This window comes from Streptomyces sp. NPDC127595, from assembly GCF_042671685.1.
Classification (GTDB): Bacteria; Actinomycetota; Actinomycetes; order Streptomycetales; family Streptomycetaceae; genus Streptomyces.
Genome location: NZ_JBHXWK010000017.1, coordinates 74,665 through 95,551, shown reverse-complemented (window position 1 = coordinate 95,551; position 20,887 = coordinate 74,665). Strand labels below are relative to the sequence as shown.

Annotated in this window: 17 protein-coding genes and 1 pseudogene; 10 read left to right on the top strand and 8 right to left on the bottom strand. The window is 72.6% G+C overall.

Annotation, left to right across the window (positions count from 1 at the left end; genetic code table 11):
- Positions 1-148: 148 nt before the first annotated feature.
- The 6 genes and pseudogenes from ACFVKT_RS37320 to ACFVKT_RS37295 form a co-directional block, all read left to right on the top strand.
- Positions 149-2,140: a gamma-glutamyltransferase family protein gene (locus tag ACFVKT_RS37320; RefSeq protein WP_385740413.1), complete on the top strand. Its 1,992-nt coding sequence runs from the start codon at positions 149-151 to the stop codon at positions 2,138-2,140.
- Between the two features lie 163 nt (positions 2,141-2,303).
- Complete coding sequence (locus ACFVKT_RS37315; protein ID WP_385740410.1) at positions 2,304-3,149, top strand: inositol monophosphatase family protein; 846 nt, start codon at positions 2,304-2,306, stop codon at positions 3,147-3,149.
- 216 nt (positions 3,150-3,365) lie between these two features.
- Complete coding sequence (locus ACFVKT_RS37310) at positions 3,366-4,775, top strand: phytoene desaturase family protein (protein WP_385740600.1); 1,410 nt, start codon at positions 3,366-3,368, stop codon at positions 4,773-4,775.
- Positions 4,772-5,281: an O-acetyl-ADP-ribose deacetylase gene (locus tag ACFVKT_RS37305; protein ID WP_385740408.1), complete on the top strand. Its 510-nt coding sequence runs from the start codon at positions 4,772-4,774 to the stop codon at positions 5,279-5,281. The genes ACFVKT_RS37310 and ACFVKT_RS37305 overlap by 4 nt, the downstream gene beginning before the upstream one ends.
- Positions 5,282-5,353: 72 nt before the next feature.
- Positions 5,354-6,106 (top strand): class I SAM-dependent DNA methyltransferase, encoded by a 753-nt coding sequence (locus ACFVKT_RS37300; protein WP_385740405.1) that lies wholly within the window; start codon positions 5,354-5,356, stop codon positions 6,104-6,106.
- 147 nt (positions 6,107-6,253) lie between these two features.
- Positions 6,254-7,324, top strand: a pseudogene (locus ACFVKT_RS37295) (HoxN/HupN/NixA family nickel/cobalt transporter); the annotation flags it as partial.
- Positions 7,325-7,613: 289 nt separating this feature from the next.
- Here ACFVKT_RS37295 and ACFVKT_RS37290 read toward each other — a convergent pair.
- Entirely contained in the window at positions 7,614-7,997 is a 384-nt protein-coding gene (locus tag ACFVKT_RS37290) for a BlaI/MecI/CopY family transcriptional regulator (RefSeq protein ID WP_385740402.1), read from the bottom strand.
- A gap of 236 nt (positions 7,998-8,233) precedes the next feature.
- Between ACFVKT_RS37290 and ACFVKT_RS37285 the strand changes: the two genes are divergently transcribed.
- Both ACFVKT_RS37285 and ACFVKT_RS37280 read left to right on the top strand, forming a co-directional pair.
- Positions 8,234-9,736: a hypothetical protein gene (locus tag ACFVKT_RS37285; protein ID WP_385740399.1), complete on the top strand. Its 1,503-nt coding sequence runs from the start codon at positions 8,234-8,236 to the stop codon at positions 9,734-9,736.
- The gene (locus ACFVKT_RS37280) at positions 9,733-10,674 is read left to right on the top strand and encodes a lysylphosphatidylglycerol synthase domain-containing protein (protein WP_385740396.1); all 942 of its coding nucleotides are present in this window, start codon (positions 9,733-9,735) and stop codon (positions 10,672-10,674) included. The genes ACFVKT_RS37285 and ACFVKT_RS37280 overlap by 4 nt, the downstream gene beginning before the upstream one ends.
- A 13-nt stretch (positions 10,675-10,687) precedes the next feature.
- Here the strand turns inward: ACFVKT_RS37280 and ACFVKT_RS37275 are convergent, their stop codons facing one another.
- The 5 genes from ACFVKT_RS37275 to ACFVKT_RS37255 form a co-directional block, all read right to left on the bottom strand.
- Complete coding sequence (locus ACFVKT_RS37275; RefSeq protein WP_385740393.1) at positions 10,688-11,419, bottom strand: response regulator transcription factor; 732 nt, start codon at positions 11,417-11,419, stop codon at positions 10,688-10,690.
- Positions 11,420-11,448: 29 nt separating this feature from the next.
- Entirely contained in the window at positions 11,449-14,088 is a 2,640-nt protein-coding gene (locus ACFVKT_RS37270; protein ID WP_385740390.1) for an FtsX-like permease family protein, read from the bottom strand.
- A 187-nt stretch (positions 14,089-14,275) separates the two neighbouring features.
- A complete protein-coding gene (locus ACFVKT_RS37265) occupies positions 14,276-14,989 on the bottom strand; it encodes an ABC transporter ATP-binding protein (RefSeq protein WP_385740387.1) in 714 nt (237 codons plus the stop codon).
- Positions 14,976-15,680 carry an ABC transporter ATP-binding protein gene (locus ACFVKT_RS37260; protein WP_385740384.1) on the bottom strand — a complete coding sequence of 235 codons (705 nt, stop codon included), beginning with the start codon at positions 15,678-15,680 and terminating at the stop codon, positions 14,976-14,978. The genes ACFVKT_RS37265 and ACFVKT_RS37260 overlap by 14 nt, the downstream gene beginning before the upstream one ends.
- An 11-nt stretch (positions 15,681-15,691) precedes the next feature.
- Complete coding sequence (locus tag ACFVKT_RS37255; RefSeq protein WP_385740381.1) at positions 15,692-16,294, bottom strand: hypothetical protein; 603 nt, start codon at positions 16,292-16,294, stop codon at positions 15,692-15,694.
- Positions 16,295-16,455: 161 nt separating this feature from the next.
- On the opposite strand from ACFVKT_RS37255, the gene ACFVKT_RS37250 reads away from it, so the two are divergent.
- Positions 16,456-17,781, top strand: coding sequence for a histidine kinase dimerization/phospho-acceptor domain-containing protein (locus tag ACFVKT_RS37250; RefSeq protein WP_385740379.1), 1,326 nt, complete (start codon positions 16,456-16,458; stop codon positions 17,779-17,781).
- Between the two features lie 39 nt (positions 17,782-17,820).
- Positions 17,821-18,672: a hypothetical protein gene (locus tag ACFVKT_RS37245; protein ID WP_385740376.1), complete on the top strand. Its 852-nt coding sequence runs from the start codon at positions 17,821-17,823 to the stop codon at positions 18,670-18,672.
- On the opposite strand, the gene ACFVKT_RS37240 is transcribed toward ACFVKT_RS37245, so the two are convergent.
- Positions 18,653-20,224, bottom strand: a complete 1,572-nt coding sequence (locus ACFVKT_RS37240; protein ID WP_385740374.1) for a sensor histidine kinase — start codon at positions 20,222-20,224, stop codon at positions 18,653-18,655. The two genes, ACFVKT_RS37245 and ACFVKT_RS37240, sit on opposite strands and share 20 nt — an antisense overlap.
- On the bottom strand, positions 20,221-20,883 hold the full coding sequence (locus ACFVKT_RS37235) for a response regulator transcription factor (protein ID WP_385740371.1): 663 nt from the start codon (positions 20,881-20,883) through the stop codon (positions 20,221-20,223). The genes ACFVKT_RS37240 and ACFVKT_RS37235 overlap by 4 nt, the downstream gene beginning before the upstream one ends.
- Positions 20,884-20,887: the final 4 nt, after the last annotated feature.

Genomic DNA, 20,887 nt, shown 5'->3' with positions numbered 1-20,887 from the left:
TCAAGAGCACCAACGCCGACCCTGGATGAATGATTCCGGTCATTGCGGGCGGGGTGCCCGCGGTGCCCGCGTGCCCTGTCCTCCGGGGAGCCGCAAGTGCCATAGTCGAGAGCGAGGTTGATCGTTCGGCTCAGCGAGGTGGCACGGCATGTTCACGACCCGACCGACGCTCCAGGGCACCTTCGGCATGGTGTCCTCGACGCACTGGCTCGCTTCCCAGTCGGCGATGGCCGTCCTGGAGGACGGCGGCAACGCCTACGACGCCGCGGTCGCCGCCGGTTTCGTCCTGCACGTCGTCGAGCCACACCTCAACGGACCCGCGGGCGAGGTCCCGATCATCCTCGCCCCCGCGGGCGGCGAGGTGCGGGTGCTGTGCGGGCAGGGCGTGGCGCCCGCCGGAGCGACGATCGCCCACTACAGGGGACTCGGTCTGGATCTCGTACCCGGCACCGGGCCGCTCGCCGCCGCCGTACCAGGCGCCTTCGATGCCTGGATGCTGCTCCTGCGCGACCACGGCACGAAGTCCCTGGCCGACGTCCTGAAGTACGCCATCGGGTACGCCGAGGACGGGCACGCGCCCGTGGAGCGTGTCGGCGAGACGGTGGAGACCGTGCGCGAGCTCTTCGAGACGGAGTGGACGTCCTCGGCCGAGGTGTATCTGCCGGGCGGCAGGGCTCCGCGGCCCGGCGAGCTGTTCCGCAATCCCGCCCTCGCCGACACCTGGCGACGGCTGCTCGCGGAGGTCTCCGAGGAGGCCGACCGGGTGGCGCAGATCGAGGCCGCGCGGAACGTGTGGCGTTCCGGGTTCATTGCCGAGGCACTCGTACGCCAGGCACGGCGTCCCACCCTGGACACCAGCGGCGAGCGCCACACCGGCACCCTGACGACCACCGATCTGGCCTCCTGGTCCGCGAGCTACGAGGCCCCGGCGACGTACGACTGGCGTGGCTGGACCCTGTGCAAGGCGGGCCCCTGGAGCCAGGGCCCGGTGCTGCTCCAGCAGTTGGCGCTGCTGCCGCCGGAACTGCCGCGGTACGGCTCCGCCGAGTACGTCCACCTGCTGATCGAGGGCTGCAAGCTCGCGATGGCCGACCGGGAGGCCTGGTACGGGGACGCGGCCGAGGTGCCGCTCGAGGTGCTGCTCTCGGAGTCGTACAACACCGCCCGGCGCGCGCTCGTCGGGGACAAGGCGTCGTACGAGCTGTGCCCCGGCAGCCCCGGGGGGCGGGTGCCGCGGATGAGTGGGCACGCGCGCGTGGTGGCCGCGGGGGAGCTGGGCTTCGACGCGCTCGCGGTGCCGGGGGCTGGTGAACCCACGGTGGCCCGGGCTGCCGCGGGCCCCGGGGTGGCCACGGGTGTCGCGGATCCCGGGGTGGCCACGGGTGTCGCGGATCCCGGGGTGGCCACGGGTGTCGCGGATCCCGGGGTGGCCACGGGTGTCGCGGATCCCGGCGTGGTCAGGGGTGTCGCGGATCCCGGGGTGGCTCCGGGCGGCGGTAGCCTCGCGGACCGCGAGGTGGCGCCGGACGGCGGTACCCGCGGGGACACCTGCCACCTCGACATCGTCGACCGCTGGGGCAACATGGTCGCCGCGACGCCCAGCGGCGGCTGGCTGCAGTCCAACCCGGTGGTCCCCGAGCTGGGCTTCCCGCTCGGCACCCGGCTCCAGATGGCCTGGCTGGACGAAGGGCTGCCCAACTCCCTGACGCCGGGCCGCCGTCCGCGCACCACCCTGACCCCCTCGCTCGCGCTGCGCGACGGGGTGCCGGTCATGGCCTTCGGCACACCGGGCGGCGACCAGCAGGACCAGTGGCAGACCCACTTCTTCCTCTCCGTGGCCCTGCGCGCCGAGGTGCGCGGAGGCCTCGACCTCCAGGGCGCGATCGACGAGCCGAACTGGCACAACGACAGCTTCCCCGGCTCCTTCTACCCGCGCGGAATGCACCCCGGCAGCGTCACCGTCGAGGCCCGCATGGACGCCGCGGTCGTCGAGGAGCTGCGCCGCCGCGGCCACGACGTCCAGGTCGGCGATGCCTGGTCCGAGGGCCGGCTGTGCGCGGTGGCACGGGATCCGGAGACGGGCGTGCTGTCGGCGGCGGCGAACCCGCGGGGGATGCAGGGGTACGCGGTGGGGCGCTGACCCAGCACGCGGCGTCGTGACGTAACCAGGCGTGTTGCATGGTCGCGGTATGCGGGGTGTGCGCGCACTCTGCGTAGCCGTCGGCTCCGGGAATTCATGGGTATTCCACCCGGAGTGCACCCGCTCGGTGAGGATTGTCAGAGGCGCGTGCTGTCATGGAGGCATGATCCTGGACATCGAAACCATCGACGAGTTTCTCACCCACCGCACCTCCGACGTCGAAGAAGTGGTCCGGCAGGCGGCCGCCGCCGAGGTCCTGCCGCGCTTCCGGCAGCTCGCCGCGCACGAGATCGACCAGAAGACCGGCCCGCACGATCTGGTGACGGACGCCGACCGGCTGGCCGAGGCGTACCTCACCGAGACCCTCACCGCGCTGCTGCCGGGCTCGGTCGTGGTCGGCGAGGAGGCGGTGCACGCCAACCCGGCGACCTATGAGGCGATACGCGGCTCCGCGCCGGTCTGGATCGTCGACCCGGTCGACGGGACACGGCAGTTCGTCCACGGCGACCCCGGATTCTGCATGCTGGTCGCCCTCGCGCTGGACGGCGTCGTGCACGCGTCCTGGACGTTCGCTCCCGCGCGCGACGAGTTCGCCACCGCGATACGCGGCCGGGGCGCCGTCCTCGACGGTGCGCCCCTGCGGGCGGGTTCGCCCGTGCCCGGCCGCGACCTCGACATCGCCACCTCGCACCCGGACTACACCACGGACGACCAGAAGCACGCCCTGCTCGCCCTGCGCACCGAGGGAGTCGTCACCCGCCCGTGCGGCTCGGCGGGCCTGGAGTATCTGGCGGTGGCCCGCGGGGAGTTGGACGCCACGGCCTTCTCCTGGGAAGCCGCCTGGGACCACGCGGCGGGCCTGCTGCTGGTCGAGGAGGCGGGCGGCGCCCACCTGACGCTCGCGGGTGAGCCGTTCCGTATCACCGGGGGCAACACACTGCCGTTCACGGCGGCCCGGGACGAGGCGACGGCCCGCAGGGTGGTCGGGCTCCTGGCGTCCGGAGCCTGAGTGCCGGGGGCGGCGGAGCCTGAGCGGCGAGCGGGGCTGGAGCTGTCCCACCGGGGGCGGCCGGAGTCTGAGTGCCGAGGGGGCCGGAGCCTGTTCGCCGGGGGCGGTTGTCCTCCGGCGGCACCGCAACCGCCCGCGCCGTCAAGGCTGTCGATCCTCCGGCATATCCTGATCCCAGTTGCCATCGGCTGACAAAGGAGTCCGAAGGTGCCGTCGATGCTCGATGTGGTCGTGGTGGGTGCGGGGCCGAACGGACTGACGGCTGCCGTGGAGCTGGCCCGCCGGGGCTTCTCCGTGGCCGTGTTCGAGGCGCGGGACACCGTGGGCGGCGGAGCCCGCACCGAAGAGCTGACGCTGCCCGGCTTCAGGCACGACCCGTGTTCGGCGGCGCATCCGCTGGGCATCAACTCCCCGGCGTTCAGGGCGATGCCCCTGGAGCGGTACGGCCTGGAGTGGCTGCACGCGGAGTTTCCGATGGCGCACCCGTTCCCGGACGGCACGGCGGCGGTGCTCTCGCGGTCGGTGGCGGAGACGGCCGCCTCGTTCGGGCCGCGCGACGCCGGTGCGTACCGGCGCCTGGTCACGCCGTTCCTCCCCAAGTGGGACACGCTGGCCCACGATTTCATGTCGCTGCCCCTGACCGCGCTGCCCCGCGACCCGGTCACCCTCGCCCGCTTCGGCCTCGCCGGACTGCCGCCCTCGACCTGGCTGATGCGCCGCTTCCGCGACGAGCGGGCCAAGGCGCTGTTCGCCGGCCTCGTCGCCCATGTCATGGCCCCGCTCGACGGGATCGCGACCGGCGCCGTGGGCCTGGTCTTCGCCCTCGCCGCACACGCCCGCGGCTGGCCCGTCGCCCGGGGCGGCTCCCAGTCGATCTCCGACGCGCTCACCGCGTATCTGAAGGACCTCGGCGGCGGCGTCCACACCGACTACGAGGTCAAGCGCCTCGACGACCTGCCGCCCGCGCGCGCCTACGTCTTCGACACCTCGCCCACCGCGCTCTCCCGGATCGCCGGCTTCGGCCGCTACTACGAGCGGTACCGGTACGGAGCGGGCGTCTTCAAGATCGACTACGCGCTCGACGGACCCGTGCCGTGGACGGCGAAGGAGGCGCGCACCGCCGGGACCGTCCAGCTCGGGGCCAGCCGTGCGGAGATCAGCACCGCACTGCGGGCGGCCTCCCGCGAGGGCCGGGCGCCCGACGCGCCGTTCCTGATCACCGTGCAGCCCAGTGTCGTCGACCCCTCCCGGGCACCCAAGGGCAAGCAGGTCTTCTGGGCGTACGGGCACGTTCCGAACGGCTGGACCGGGGACCTCACGGACGCGATCGAGCGCCAGCTGGAGCGCTTCGCGCCGGGCTTCCGCGACCGCGTCCTCGCCCGGGCGACGGCGGGCCCGCCCGAACTGGCCGCACGCAACGCGAACTACGTGGGTGGTGACATCGGCTCCGGCGCCGCCTCCGGGCTCCAGCTCCTCCTGCGCCCCAAGATCTCCCTCTTCCCGTACAGCACCCCGCACCCCGCCGTCTTCATCTGCTCCTCGGCCACCCCGCCGGGCCCCGGCGTCCACGGCATGTCGGGGCACAACGCGGCGAAGGCGGTATGGAGAAGACTGAGGCAGTCATGACCACGATCACCCTGGTGCAGGGCGACATCACCCGGCAGAGCGTCGACGCCATCGTCAACGCGGCGAACTCCTCGCTGCTCGGCGGGGGCGGCGTCGACGGGGCCATCCACCGCCGGGGCGGTCCCGCCATCCTCGCCGAGTGCCGCAAGCTCCGCGCCTCCCGCTACGGCAAGGGCCTGGCCACCGGACGAGCAGTCGCCACCACGGCCGGCGCGCTGGACGCGCAGTGGGTGATCCACACGGTCGGCCCCGTGTGGCAGGGCCCCGGCAGCGACCCCTCGCTCCTCGCCTCCTGCTACCGGGAGTCCCTCCAGGTGGCGGACAAACTGGGCGCGCGGACCGTCGCGTTTCCGGCCATCTCGACCGGCGTCTTCAGATGGCCGATGGAGGAGGCCGCCCGCGTCGCCGTGGAGACGGTCAGGGACACCGAGACGACGGTCGAAGAGGTCAGGTTCGTTCTCTTCGACGAGCGGGCGTACGAGGCGTTCGCGGAGCAGGTCCGCTGACCGTCCCGGCCGGGGCGGCGGACCGCGGAAATTGCCGGGCGTCCGCGACGCCTGCCGCAGTACCGTCCTGCGGTGACCGATACGGACGGGTACTTCGGAGAGAGTGTCGCGGCGACCTACGACGAGTCGGAGGCGGCCGAGTTCGAGGCGGGCGTCGTGGAGGCGGCGGTCGACGTACTGGCGGGGCTGGCCGGCGACGGCCGGGCCCTGGAACTGGGCATCGGGACGGGGCGAATCGCGCTGCCACTGGCCCGCAGGGGAGTCCCGGTCCACGGCATCGACCTGTCGCGGGCGATGGTCGCCCGGCTGCGCGCCAAACCCGGCGGCGACGCGATCGGCGTGACGATCGGCGACTTCGCGACGACGAAGGCGGACGGCACGTTCTCCGTCGCCTATCTCGTCTTCAACACGATCATGAACCTGACGACCCAGGCGGCACAGGTGGACTGCTTCCGCAACGTCGCGGCCCACCTCGAACCCGGTGGCCGGTTCGTCATCGAGGTCATGACCCCCGACCTGCGCAAGCTCCCGGCGGGGCAGAGCGTCGTGCCGTTCCACGTCAGCCCGACGCGATGGGCGTTCGACGCCTACGACGTCGCCACTCAGCAGATGAGCTCGAACTACGTCGAGGTCGTCGACGGGCGAGGCAGGTACCACTCGATTCCCTTCCGCTACGTGTGGCCGGCGGAACTCGACCTGATGGCTCAGCTCGCCGGGCTGCGGCTTTCCGAGCGGTGGGAGGGATGGACGCGGGAGCCGTTCACCAGCGAGAGCGGCCGGCATGTCTCGATCTGGGAGAAACCCGCTGCTCAGCCGCTCGCGTAGCCCGCCCGAGAGGTCCGCCCGAGAGACCGCCGGGAGTCGGCTGGACAAGTGCTGGCCCAAGCTTTACTGCGACTAGATTGCAGGTGGGAAAGCTGAGCATGAGGGTGGAGGACGCACGGCCCGCCCCGGAAGAAGAAGGTCCCCACCATGCGTCGTACGTCCCTCACGCGGCAGGAGTGGGGCCGGCTCGGCGGGATGGGGGCGTTCATTCTCGGGCTGCACGTGACCGGCTGGTTCACGCTGGTCGCCGTCGTCGCGCCTGAGCACTACAGCATCGGCGCGAAGTCCTTCGGCGTCGGGATCGGCGTGACCGCGTACACGCTGGGCATGCGGCATGCCTTCGACGCCGATCACATCGCGGCCATCGACAACACCACCCGCAAACTGATGGGCGAGGGGCAGCGGCCGCTGTCGGTCGGTTTCTGGTTCTCGCTCGGCCACTCCAGCATCGTCTTCGGGCTGGCCTTCCTGCTCTCCCTGGGTGTGCGGACGCTTGCCGGACCGGTGCGCGACGACAATTCGAGCCTGCACGACATCACCGGGCTGATCGGCACGACGGTCTCCGGGACCTTCCTGTACGTCATCGCCGCCATCAACCTCGTCATCCTCGCCGGAATCTGGAAGGTCTTCCGGCAGATGCGCTCCGGCCACTTCGACGAGGCGGCCCTGGAGGAGCAGCTCAACAACCGCGGGTTCATGAACCGCCTGCTCGGCCGTGTCATGAAGTCGGTCACCAAGCCCTGGCAGATGTACCCGGTGGGCCTGCTCTTCGGTCTCGGCTTCGACACGGCCACCGAGGTGGCCCTGCTGGTCCTCGCGGGATCGGGCGCCGCGTCCGGACTGCCCTGGTACGCGATCCTGTGCCTGCCCGTCCTGTTCGCGGCGGGCATGTCCCTGCTGGACACGATCGACGGTTCGTTCATGAACTTCGCGTACGGGTGGGCCTTCTCCAAGCCGGTGCGCAAGGTCTACTACAACCTCACCATCACCGGACTGTCCGTCGCCGTCGCCCTAATCATCGGCACCGTCGAACTCCTCGGCCTGCTCGCGGAGCAACTTCACCTGCACGGGACCTTCTGGGACTGGGTCGGCGGCCTCGACCTGAACGTCATCGGCTTCGTCATCGTCGGCCTGTTCGTCGCCACCTGGGTCATCGCCCTGGTGGTGTGGAAGGTGGGGCGGATCGAGGAGAAGTGGACGGCGGGGCTGCGCCTCCCCGACGCGGTCGAGCTGCGCCGTCCTGAGGCGGTCGAGCTGCACCGTCCCGATGCGGTCGAGCTGCATCGTCCCGACACGGACGAGTTGCACCGTCCCGACACGGACGAGCTTCGCCGCCCCGGGACGGCTGAGTCGCACCGCCCGGGGACGGCTGAGTCGCCCGGACCGGCCGGGCAATCCGCCGACCTGCGCCACCCCGCGCACCAGACCGCAGACTGATACGCCCGACCACCCCTCGGGCTGGGTCCGACTACCACCCGGGCAGCGCCGACGTACCTGACGTCGACCCTCACGCCCCGCTCCCCCCGAGGAGCTCGCGCAGGGCCGCTTCCTCCCTGGGGCTCAGCCCGGTCACGAACTGCTGGAGCACGGCGACGGAATCGGGCCCGCGGTCGAGCGCCTCGTGCATGGCCTCGGCGGTCAGCTCGGCGGCGTCCTTGGCCGGCCGGTAAGCGCCCCGCCGCCCGTCCACGTCACGCAGGACCAGGCCCTTGTCGTACAGGCGCTTGAGGATGGTGTGCACGGTGTTGTAGGCGAGGGCGCCGCCGATCTCGGCCTGGATCTCGGCGGGCGTCAAAGCGTCGTCGGTGGCCCAGAGGGCGGCGAGGACTTCGCTCTCCAGCTCGCCGGCGCCGCGCCGTTCCGCCCTGCCGTGGGGGCCTGTGCCAGCCATGGCGGCCACCTTACAGCGTGTAGGGGAGGGGAGAGTTCGGGCGGCGTCCCGCGGCACGTCCGGATGTACCACCCGCCCTGCACTCCCAGGCGGCGCGAGGTAATTTATCCGTGTTTCCTCCGATTGCGGCCTGTTGCAGATTTCCGGGCTTTCGTCGAGTTGCCCCGGTTTCCGCCTTCACCCTACGCGTTGTAGGGTGAAGAAACCCTACGGTCTGTAGGGGTGAAGGGTGGACGATGGCCAAGACGTTGAACGCGGCGCTCGTCGGCGCCGCGCGCCACGGCCCGCCCGCGGGTGCCCGCATGTCCCGACGCTCCTCCGAGCTGTGGCTCGCACTGGTGGCGGCTGCCTTCACCGTGACCCAACTGCTCCTCGTGCGCCCCGGTATGGGCCTCGGCTGGGACGAGACGGTGTACGTCAGCCAGGTGAGCGCGCACGCGCCCGCCGCGTTCTTCAGCGCGCCGCGGGCCCGTGGCGTCTCCCTGCTCGTGGCACTGATCACCTCCTGGTCGTCATCCACGGAACTCCTGCGCGTCTGGCTGGCGCTGCTCTCCGGACTCGGCCTGTACCTGGCGCTGCGCATCTGGCGGAAGCTGTTCCCGACGCCCGTACTGGCCCTTGCGGGCGCGCTGTTCGCCACGCTCTGGGTGACGGTGTTCTACGGCCCGCAGGCCATGCCCAACTACTGGGTCGCGATCGGCGCCCTCGCCTGTGCCGGCTGCTTCCTGCGCGCCCACGCCGACCCCTCCGACCGGGCGGCGCTGTGGGGAGTGGGCCTGAGCGCGGCACTGATGGCGTGGATGCGGCCCACCGACGCGGTCTGGGTGACCATGCCGCTGCTCGTCCTCGCCGTGGGTGTCCGCCGTTGGCGCCGGCCGCGGCTGCTCGTCGCACTCGCCGCGGGCCTGGTGGCCGGGGCGGCCGAGTGGGTCGTCGAGGCGTACGTCAGCTACGGCGGCCTGGTGCAGCGGCTTTCCGACGGATCGCGGATCCAGGGCGGCCTGGGCTGGAATTTCGCCGTCGGTGACCAGCTGCGCAGCCTGAGCGGGCGCACCCTGTGCCGCCCGTGCACCGCGCCGATGCCGGGCGCCGCCGTGACGATGTGGTGGTTCGCCCTGCCGCTGCTCGCCGCCCTCGGCCTCGTGTTCGCGGTCAGAGCCCGGCGCACGGCGAGCACGCTGCTGCTCCTGGCCTGCGCCGCGACGGCCGCCTTCCCGTACCTGTTCATGATCGGGTACGCCGCTCCGCGCTTCCTGCTGCCCGTCTACGCGCTCCTCGCCATCCCGGTCGCCGACGCGCTCGTCCACCTGGTCGCCGCCCCGGGCAGGGCATGGCGGCCGCTCGCCGTGGTCCTGGTGGCGCTCGGCCTGGCCGGGCATCTGGCGGTGCAGTACGTGGTGCTCGAGAGGACCGTGCACCGCACCACCGCCGCCCATCAGGCCTGGGCCCGCACCGCGACGGAACTGCACCGCCTCGGCGTACGGCCGCCCTGCCGCCTGACCGGGTACCAGGCCGTCCCGATCGCCTTCTACGCCGGCTGCTCCTCCGTCGCGACGAGCGGACCCAACGCCAACACCACCGCGGCGGACATCGCTCGGGCCGCACTGCGCGAGCCCCTCGCCGTGCTCACCACCCTCGGCGGACATCCGCCCGCGTACGCCCGTACCTGGCCGTCGTACACCATCGGTGACCTGCGCCTCCACGTCGCGCCCGGCGCAGTGGGAGGCCCGGCGACATGACCGCTCCGCCGGCCGCCCCGCCGACTTCGACCGCCGTCCGCAGGCGGGTCTCCTGGCAGGCCGGGATCTCGCTCCTCGTGATGGGGTGCGCGCTGTATCTCGCGCGGCGTCACTGGCCGGTGATCGAGACCGGAGCCGCCCGGCTGGCGGTCGCGGACCGAGGCTGGCTGCTGGTGGCGACCGCCGCCACCGTGGCGACCTGGGCGTGCTCGGCGCTCGCCCAACAGGGCGCGGTGGCACGGCCGTTGCCGGCCCGCAGGCTGGTGGCGGTGCAGTTCGCCGCGTCCGCCGCCAACCATCTGCTGCCCGCGGGTCTGGGGGCGGGCGCGGTCAACCTGCGCTTCCTGACCCGGTGCGGGCTGCCGGTCGCCCGTTCGGCGACCGCGCTCGCGGTGAAGGCGACCGCGGGGACCGTCGTACGAGGCGTCCTGATCGCCGTACTCGCGCTGGCCTGTCCCGGTGTACTGCACCCTCCGCACGTCCCGGCGATCGCGGTGACGGTGGCGGTCGCCGTGGCCGGCCTCGCCGTGCTGCTCCTGAAGGGACCGCTGCGGCGGGCCCTGCGGGCCGTACTGAAGGACGTGCGCTCCGTGCACGAACTCCCCGCGCGGGCGGCCGCGTTGTGGGGCGGCTCGCTCGCCTTCGCCTCGCTGCACGCGGCCGTGGTGATCGCGGTGACCCAGGCCCTCGATCTGCCGCTGCCCCCGGCCCAGGTCGCCCTCGCCTACCTCGCCGCGAGCAGCGCCGCCGTCCTGCTTCCCACCCCCGGCGGCCTCGGCTCCCTGGACGCCGCCCTCGCCCTGGCCCTCACCCTTGTCGGAGCACCGGCAGCCGCGGCGGCATCCGTCGTCCTCGGCTACCGGCTGCTGACCGTGTGGCTGCCACTGCTGCCGGGGCTGCTCGCGCTGGGGATGCTGGTACGGCGCCGGGTGGTGTGAACCGCCGCTCGGGCTAAGCGAGTTCGAGACGGTAGCCGTGTCCTCGAAGTGTCGTGATCAGGGGAGCGCGGTACGGCTCCGGCACGGCGTCCGTGAGCCGGCGGCGCAGCCCCGCCATGGTGACGTCGAGCGTCTTCGTCGAACCGAACCAGTTCTCGTCCCAGACGTCCGCCATCAGTGTCTCGCGGGACACGGCCTCGCCCGCGTGCCGGGCGAGCACGGCGAGCAGCTCGAACTCCTTGGGCCGCAGGCCGACTTCACGGCCGTCGAGCGTGCAGCGGCGCGCCGTGATGTCGACGACGAGATCGCCCAGCAGGATCGGCTCCTGGGGCGGCGAGGCGATGGCCCGCCTCCGTAGATGGGCCCGCAGCCGGGCGAGCAGCACGGTCATGCTGAACGGCTTGACCAGGTAGTCGTCGGCCCCCGCGTCGAGCCCCGCGATGACGTCGATGTCGTCCGTACGGGCGGTGAGGATGAGGATCAGCAGATCGGGGAAGCGGGCGCGCAGCGTGCGGGCCACGTCGAGTCCGTCCATGTCGGGCAGACCGAGGTCCAGGAGCAGGACGTCGTACGAGGACCGCGCGGCCTCCGCGAGGGCGCCCGCGCCGGTCCGGCTCCACGTGGGCCCGTAGCCGTTGCCGCGCAGTCCGGTTTCGAGATGGCGGCCGATGGTGTCGTCGTCCTCCACGACGAGAACGCGGGCGCGACTGTACCGGCTGCGGTCGGGTGCGGCGGGCGTGCTCATGGTGGGCAGCGTAGAGCCGGACGGGGTGTTCACAGATCCCGGAGTTCCTCCACGGCGGGTCGGGCGGCTCGGCGCACCCCGTTCAGGGCCGCCGCCAGGAGCGCCGCCGCGGCGGCGCAGCCGGTGAGGACCAGATAGGTGCCGGGCACGGACAGCGAGGCCGGCGGCGGGTCGAACACGCCCGTCAGCGCCTTGACCAGCATCTCCGACAGGCCCCAGCCGATCAGCGCGCCACCGGCCAGACCTCCGCCCGCCAGCAGGAGCGCCTCCGTGAGGACCATGCCGCGCAGTTGGCCGGCCCGGGCGCCGAGGACGGTGGCGATGGCGAAGGTCCGCCGCCGTTCCGCGAGGCCGAGCGCGAGGACAAGTCCGCCCGCCCCGGCCGCGAGCAGCACCGCGAAGGCCAGCTCGATCCGGGTGAGTCCGGCCAGGTCCACGGAGGTCAGACTGGTGCCGACCGCGCCCCGGGTCTGCGTGAGGTCGGTGACGGTCGCACCGGTACCAAGCTGCTTGCCGAGCTGCGCCGCGACCTGCTTCTGGTGGGTGCCGCCGGTGTCCACGAGGAACGCGCCGACCGCGTCGCTGCCGGTGGCCTTGGCCACGTAGGAGGCGTTGGCGACGAAGAAGCTGTCCTTCGGCGCGGTCGGGAACTCCTTGGCGATCCCGGCGTAGTGGAACGCCACCGTGCGCAGCGACTTGGTGTGGGCGTCCTGGATGCGCAGCCTGACGGTGTCACCGGGGGAGAGCTGGAAGTCGGTGACGGTCTCCGCGCTGACCAGCAACGCGTCCGGCTGCTTCGCGAGCCTGTCCATGAGCGAGGCGGCGGTGCCGCCGGAGAAGTACGCGTCCTGGAGCGAGGTGGCCGAGGCGATGGTGCCCGGGTTCACGCCGTACAGGTCCTGAAGGTCGGAGCCGACGTAGGCGAACCGGTGCTGCAGCGGCTCGACATGGCGTACGCCGGAGACCTTGAGGGAGGCCGCGGCGCTGGGCGGCGTCTGCGCCCCGGGGGGCTCGGTCACCGTGACGTCCGCGCCGTTGGTGAGACGCGCGTCGACCTCGGCCTGCTGCTTGTACGTCGCGTTGAAGGTCGCCGTCGACACCGCGAACGACACGGCGAGTGCCAGCAGGACCACCGAACGGGCCAGCGGACGCCGGCGCCGGGAGAGCACCGCGGCCGTCGTTCCCGCGAGAGTCGACGTCAGCGGACGCGACAGCCGGGTCAGCACCCGGCGGCCGTGGGTGAGGCCGAGGAGTGTGAGCCGCCACAGCAGCAGGGCGGAGCCGACCCACAGCAGCGCGGGCCCGAGGAACGCCCAGTACGACACCGAGATGCTCGGCACCCCTTCGGGGGCGAGGACAAGGGCGTACTGGTTGCCGGACGAGGCCCGGAACACCAGCCAGGAGGCGATCAGCAGGGCGAGGTCGAGCCCGTACCGCATCCACCACACCGAGCCCGTACGCCGCCCCGGCCTGCGGGTGTCGGCGACCGTCACCCCGCGCAGGTCGCGCAGCGCGGGGACCAGGACGGCACCCGCGGCCACGGCGGCGCCGAGCAGGAAGGCGAGGGCGTACCAGAAGACCCACGCCCCGGCGCTCGTCCCGAACGACGCCGAGCCGAAGGCGACCCGACCTGTCAGCGCGGCTGTGCCGAGTCCGGCGAGGCCGCCGGTGACCCCCACAAGTCCGGCCTCCAGGCCCGACAGCGAGGCGATCCGCCTCGGCCGCAGGCCGCGCAGCCGCAGCAGGGACTGTTCCTGGCGGCGCCGTTCACCACCACCGGCGGCGACCGCGGCGGTCAGCGCGGCGGCAAGGATCGCGCCCGGGACACCGAGGAAGAGGAAGAGGATCTGGGCGTAGGCGGCGTCCTGTCGGGCGGCGTCGAGGGCGGCGCCGAGGTTGTTCCCGACGATCGCGCCGCCCGAGGAGCGGGCCTCCAGGTTGTGGGCGGCGCGCGTCACGGAGTTGAAGGCGGAGGCGGGGTCGGCGGGCAGCCTGGCGTCGCCGGCGGTGTGGATCTGCGTGGTGACCGGGGTGTTGGCCGTCAGGGAGGCGAAGTCTGCGGACGGGAGGAGGACGACGTTGTCGGGCGGCGCGGCCGGCTGGGACTGGGTGGGCGCGCCGACCTTCTGGAACAGCGAGTCGGCCTGCGGGAGTTCGACGACTCCGGCCACCCGGACCTGGTGTACGCCGGAGCCCGGGAGCCGGATGCCGATGGTGTCCCCGGGGGCCGCGTGCAGGTTGGAGGCGGTCTGCTGGGCGAGCAGTACGCCGCTGGAGGAGCCGGTCAGCGGACGGATCTCGCCCGGGAAGAGCTTCTGGTAGCCGGCCGGGAGACCGAGCACCATGCCGGGCCCGGTCGTCTGTGTCGTGCCCTGCGCCTTCGCCGTGAACGCGCTGCTGTGGGCGAAGCCGACCGGGACGGCGGCCTGTACGCCGGGCGTCCGCTTAACCAGGGACAGGGTCGTCCCCGCGTTGGCGCCCGGCTGCACCTCGACCTGCCAGTCGACGGCGACCGAGCGGACGGCGCGCTGTGTCATGGTCGCCTTCGACGCGGTGAGGAACGAACCGAGCGAGGCGACGAGGGCGACGGCCAGGGCGATCCCGGCCAGGGCGGCCAGCAGCCGCCCGGAGCGGTGGCGGGCGAGCCCGCCGGCCCACGCGGTGATCATGACGCCTCCTCGGCTTTCCGTCCGGCGGTCAACCGGCTATCGCGCATGGTGGGTTGGGTGGTGGGGCGGTCGGCGTGGGTTCGTGGGGTTTTCGGGCCGTCTTTTCGGTCGGGCCGGCGGGTGGTCAACCGGCTCTTGCGCATGGTCGGTTGGGTGGTGGGGTGGTCGGCGTGGGTTCGTGCGGCTTTCATGTCGTCTCCTCGGTTGGCTGTTGGAGGATCAACCGGCCGTCCCGCATGGTCAGTCGGGTGGTGAGGCGGGCGGCGACGGCCGGGTCGTGCGTGGTGATGACGAGGGCCGCGCCCGTCCGTCCGGCGGCCGTCAGGAGTGCGTCCAGGACGTGCCCTCCGGTGGTGTGGTCGAGCCGGCCGGTGGGTTCGTCGGCCAGGATCAGGCGGGGGGCCCGGGCCAGCACGCGGGCGGCGGCGACGCGTTGCGCCTGACCGCCGGAGATCTCCTCGGGCAACCGCTCGGCCAGCTCGGAGGCGTTCACCAGGGCGAGGGCCGCGATGGCCTCCTGACGGGCGCGGTCGTCCGGCATTCCGGCGAGCACCAGCGGCAGCGCGGTGTTCTCGACGATGTCCAGGGCGGGGATCAGGCTGTCGCCCTGGAAGACGAGCCCGATGTCGCCGACACCGGCATGCAGGTCGGGCCAGGTGACGGTGCCGCTCGTGGGGCGTTCGAGGCCGGCCAGCAGATGCAGCAGCGAGGACTTGCCCGAACCCGAGGGGCCGACGACGGCGAGCCGGTCACCGGCGCGCACCCGCAGGGTCGCGCCGTGCACGGCGACCACGGCGTTCGCGCCGCGACCGAAGGTCAGGGCGGCGTCGTCGCAGGCGACGAGTACGTCGTCGGCGGTGAGCGCGGTCTCATGCGCAGCTGCCGTCTCATGCGGAGACATCGTGTGCCCTCCCGTCGTCCAGGGCGATCACCCGGTCGGCGATCCGTACGGCCTCCGCGCTGTGCGTCACGATCAGCACCGCGCAGCCCAGGGCGGCACGGTCGCGCAGCATCCGCAGGATCAGGCGCTCGGTGTCGCCGTCGAGTTCGCCGGTGGGTTCGTCCGCGAGCAGGACCCCGGGGGAGTTGGCGAGGGCTACGGCCAGGCCCGCCCGAGCCAGTTCCCCACCGGACAGTTGGCGGGGCAGCGCGTGCGCCCGCCCGGCGAGCCCCACCTGCTCCAGCAGGTCCCCTGCCGGCACAGCGGGTCGGCCCGGTGCGGCACTGTGTGCGAGCCGCACGTTGTCGCGCACGTTGAGATGCGCGACGAGATTGCGGGTCTGGAGGAGTACGCCGATGTGGCGGGCCCGCAGCCGGGCGCGCTCGGTCTCCGGCCGGTGGCTGACCCGTACGTCCCCGACGCGCACCTCTCCGCCCGAGGGCTCGTCGAGGCCGGCGAGGCACGACAGGAGCGTGGACTTGCCCGCCCCCGACGGCCCCACGACGGCGACGGTCTCACCGGGCCGCACCCGCAGGGACACCCCGCGCAGGGCAAGTGTCTCCTCCTCGCCGGCCTGGAAGAAGCGGTACAACTCCCGTGCGCTGAGCCCCGCTTCGGACCTCAGGGCGGTTTCCCGCACGACGTCCGACATGGCGTTCACCCTCACTTCCATGTGAAGGAGTCGCTGACGATGCGCCAGGGGTCCACGTTGTCGGCGTTCACGGGCCCGGACAGCGTGACGTCCACCTCGTGCCCCTGCCGGTAGAACGCGTAGCGCTCGAACGCGTCGCGCACGACCTTGCCGGTCACCGGGTCCGGGGCCGAGTCCCCCTGGTACTTCAGCAGGACGGCACTCCCGCCGTTCCGGGTCACCTGCGACACCGCGGCTCCGCTGAACTTCGGTACCTGGCTGGTGAGTTGGGGAACGACCGTGCCGGTGACGGACGCGGTGGTGGGTGCCGAGGACGCGGACACGGGGGAGACCTCGACGCGGTTCAGCTTGTCGGTGAAGACAGTGGTGCCGCCCTGCGTGCTGCGGGCCCAGCCCTCCGGGACCTTCACCGTGAACCCTCCACCGGACGGCCGGTAGGCGACGTACGCCTGGTTGTCGGGGATGTCACCGGGCGGATTGGACTCGGTGGGTGCTGCGGCGGTGCTGCTGGGCCCACCCGAGGAAGCGGCGCCGGATGAGGAACATCCCGCGGTCACCGCCGCCGCGAGTACGAGTCCGACGACACCGATGGTCCGTACGCGTGCCATGGCCATGGCCACTGCCCTCCTGAGAGACCTGCCGACCGACCGGATGCGGTCATGGCACCGACGCTAGGAAGCGACGGGTTAACGCCCCGCACGGCGAGGGTTAGACGACGGCAAAAGCGCGTGGCGGGCTTCGCCCGGCCGGGTGGGCGGCCCGCATGATGAGGGGCATGAGACAGCGCGTCGTGCGGGTTGCGGTCACCGCGGTGCTGGTCGCGCTGGTCCTCCTCGCGATCCCCCTGGCACTCGCCGTCAGGTCCACCCTGTACGCCGACCAGCGGGACACCCTCGAACGGGCGGCGCTCGCCGCTGCCGTACGCGTGAACCCGGACTACGCGACCGGCGACCCGGTGGAGCTGCCGGCGCCGGGGGCGGGCGAGCGCCTCGGCCTGTACGACCCGAAGCTGAGCCTGCGCGCCGGCAGCGGCCCCCGTACCGGCGACGCGGCGGTCAGCCAGGCGCTCGGCGCCGTCATCGCCCGTGACCAGACGGCCGGCGAGCTCGTCGTCGCCGTACCCGTCTCGCACAACGAACAGGTCATCGGCGTCGTAAGGGCCTCATCGGCCGTGTCGGCGGTCCGTGACCGTGTGCTGCTCGGCTGGGCCGCCCTCCTCGGTGCGGCCGTGCTCGCCCTCACGGTCGCCGTGCTCGTCGCCCGGCGTCAGGCACGTGCGCTCGCGGCCCCGCTGGAGGAGCTCTCCCGGCACTCCCGGGCCGTCACCGACGGCGACCTGACCGCCAGGGCCGGGCCCAGCACCATCGCCGAGATCGACCAGGTCGCACGCACGCACAACGACATGCTGCACAGCCTCTCCGAACTCCTGCGGCACGAACGGGACTTCACCGCGAATGCCTCCCACCAGCTGCGCACCCCGCTGACCGGCCTCCAGCTCACCCTGGAGGCGGGGCTCGCGCAGGACGACCCCCGGCTGCGTCCCGTGCTGGAGGAGGCCCTCGCCACCACTCGACGCCTGCACCACACGGTGGAGGAGGTGCTGCGGCTGGCCGGCTCACCCGGCCTGCCGCACCGGGCCGTACCGGACCGGCCGGTGGCACAGCTGCTCGACGAGACCGACGAACGGTGGCACGGGCTCTTCGCCCAGGACGGCCGGCGTCTAGACTGCGGTTCCCAGGACGCACCGGCCGACGTACGCGTCCCGGGCGGACCCGTCGCCGAGATCCTCGGCGTCCTGCTCGACAACGCCCGTACGCACGGACACGGCGGCGTCCGCGTCACCGTCCGGGACCTCGACGACGCCCTCGCCTTCGACGTCACCGACGAGGGCCGCCTGCGCTCCGAACCCGGCCGCGTCTTCGCCCGCGGGCACACCGGCGGCGGCGCCGGCGGTACGGGCATCGGCCTCGCCCTCGCCCGTGACCTGGCCGTCTCCCTGGGCGGCAGGCTGTTTCTGGCGAGCGGCGACCCCACGACGTTCACGCTGCTCGTCCCGGTCCGCCAGGACGAGGGGGCTGTTTCGGGTGAGGCCGCACGGTAGTCAGGATGCGTTCATGCTCCGGCTGGCACGGTCGGCCTCATGACATCCGAGACCTCTGAGACATCGGCTTCCGAGACGTCCGCGGCCTACGGCGGCGCCGGTACCGGCGCCCCCGGACACCGCCTCCGCTGGAACAAGGTTCCCGAAGTCACCGCGTACTTCTGGATCATCAAGGTGCTGTGCACCACGGTCGGCGAGACCGCGGCGGACCTCCTGAACGAGAAACTGGGACTCGGCCTGACCGGCGTATCGCTGCTGATGAGCGCGCTGCTCGCGGTGGTTCTCGTCGTCCAGTTCCGCACCAAGGCCTACCGGCCCGGCGTCTACTGGTCGGCCGTGGCCCTGATCAGCGTCGTCGGCACGCTGATCAGCGACAACCTCACCGACAACCTGGGCGTGCCGCTGACGACCAGCACGACCGTCTTCGCCGTGGCCCTCGCCGTCGTCTTCGTCGCCTGGTACCGCAGCGAGCGGACCCTGTCGATCCACAGCATCGACACCCCGCGCCGCGAGTCGTTCTACTGGCTGGCGGTGCTGTTCACCTTCGCGCTGGGCACCGCCGCCGGTGACCTGGTCGCCGAGCGGATGGCCCTCGGCTACTGGGTGTCCGCCGTCCTGTTCGGCCTGGCGATCGCCGCGGTCGCGCTCGTCCACTTCGCGTTCGGCCTGAACGCGGTGTGGAGCTTCTGGATCGCGTACGTCCTCACCCGGCCGCTCGGAGCATCGATGGGCGACTACCTGTCGCAGCCGACCGCGGACGGCGGCCTGGGCCTCGGCACCGTGATCACGAGCGTTCTCTTCCTGGCGGTCATCCTCGGCCTGGTGGTGTTCCTGTCGGTGACGCGGAAGGACGTCGCCGGGCCCGACCGGCTCACCCCGCAGGGAGGCTGACCACGAACTTCGCGCCAGGGGTGTGCCGTTCGTCGTGGTGCACCTCGCCGCCGACGGAGCGGGCCAGGCGTCGCGTAAGCGACAGGCCGAGGCCCGCTCCGCCGTGTCCGTCGCCGGGATCGGCCCGTCGGCCGGGCTGGAAGAGCCGCGCCGCGAACGACGGCGGTACGCCGGGACCGTCGTCGGTGACCTCGACGCGTATGCCGTGGGTGTGCGCGACGGCGCGGATCTCGACACGGGTGCGCGCGTACCGCAGGGCGTTGTCGAGCAGGGGGCTGACGATCCGTTCCAGGAGGGCGTCCGGCACCCCGGCCGACAGCCCGGCGTCCGGGACGGTGACGATGACGTCCTCTGTTGGACCGAGGCGGTCCGTGAGGCGTCGCAGCACAGGCAGGACGTCCGCGGTGCCGGGTGCGGTCGGCGCACTGTGGCGGGCGTCGTCGAGGAGGGTGTCGCAGATCGTGCGCATGGACCGGGCGGCGTCGGCGATGGCCGCGTGGGTGGCCGTGGTGTCCGCGGCTGAGCGGGGCCGAGCCTGCCACCAGTCCAGCTCGGCGATGATCCGGGCGAGCGGGTTGCGCAGCTCGTGCGACAACTCCCGGGTGAGCTGCTGCTCATGCCTGAGCAGCGCGCGGATACGGTCCAGGAGGGCGTCCAACGACCCGCCCAGCCGGGCGAGTTCGGTGGGGCGGGCCTCGGCCCCGAAGCGTTCCTCGGAAGCGATGGCGCTCCACCGGGTGGCGTCGTCGGTCATCGTGCGCACGGGACGCAGCGCGCGCCCCACCGCCAGCCGCGTCAGCCCATAGGTGCACGCCAGCATGGCGGCGTCCAGTGCGAGCGACGCCAGGAGCAGGGTGTCGGCCGAACTGCGGTACGGGGAGAGGTCCAGCGCCGTGACGACCGTCGCGGCGCCGGTGCCGCCCGGCACCGCTCGCGTGCACAGCCGGACGGTGCCCTGGGCGCCGGCGGTGACGCACTGCGGGCCCCCGGGCGCGGCAAGCCGCGTGGCGGCCGTAGTCAGCGCGCTGGTGGCGGTGGTGGACGGAGGCCTTTCCAGGAGCCGGTCGCCCGCGTAGATCCATACGTTCGTATCGAGGAGCTCCTCTCCGGGCGTCTCCAGGACGCGCACCTGGGAGCCGCGGGTGTCGACCGTCGCGGCGACGGCGGCGGCCCGCGTGCGCAGCACGTCGTCCGCCTGGTGCTGGAGGTGCTGCCGTACGACGGCGTTGAACGCGACGGTGAGGATCACCATCAGCAGCGTGGCGGTGGTGAGGGCGACCAGGGAGAGCCGGCCGCGCAGGGTGCGCGGCCACCAGCGGGAGGCGAACGCCGTGAGGGCAGGGGGTGGGCGACGGGAGGCGGTCGTCTTCCTGAGCGGCGGTGGTCGACGCGAGGCGAGGGACTTCCTGAGCGGCGGTGGTCGGCGGGAGCTGAGCGATTTCCTGCGCGGCCGTGGTCGAAGCGAGTTGAGCGACTTCCTGATAGGCGCCGGCAGGCGGGAGGCGAGCGCCTTCATGACAGGCGATGGCCGGCGCGAGGCGAACGCCTTCATGAGAGGCGGTGTCCGATGCCGCGCGCCGTGGTGACGGTCACCTCGCTGCCGCCGTCACGGAGCTTGCGCCGCAGCCGGGTCAGATACTGGTCGAGCGTGTTCTCACTGACCTGGGCGCCCTCGGGCCAGCCCGCCCGGAGCAGCTCGCGCCTGCGCACGATGCCTCCCGACGCCGCCATGAGTACCGCCAGCAGTCTGAACTCCGTGGGAGTGAGGGCGACTTGGGAGCCTCGGACGGTGAGGCCGTGCCGGACCGGGTCCAGGACCAGGTCTCCGGCCGTCGCCGCCGGGAGGGGACCCGCTCGCTTGAGTGCCGCCCGCAGCCGGGCGGCCAGTTCGGTCAGATGGAACGGCTTGGGCAGATAGTCGTCACCCCCGGCCGAGAATCCGGCCAGCCGGTCAGTGAGGTGGTGATGGGCCGTCAGGAAGATGACGGGGGAGAGGAATCCGTTGGCCCTGATGGCCTGGCACACGTCCCGCCCGTCCGCGTCCGGCAGGCCGACGTCGAGCACGGCCGCGTCGACGTCGTCCCCAGCAAGCCGCAGCGCGGTCGCGCCGTCCGACGCGGGCACGGTGTCGAAGCCCTCGTCGCGCAGCCCGCGCCGCAGCACGTCACGCAGGGCGTGATCGTCCTCGACGACCAGAATCCGGTGACGCATGGTC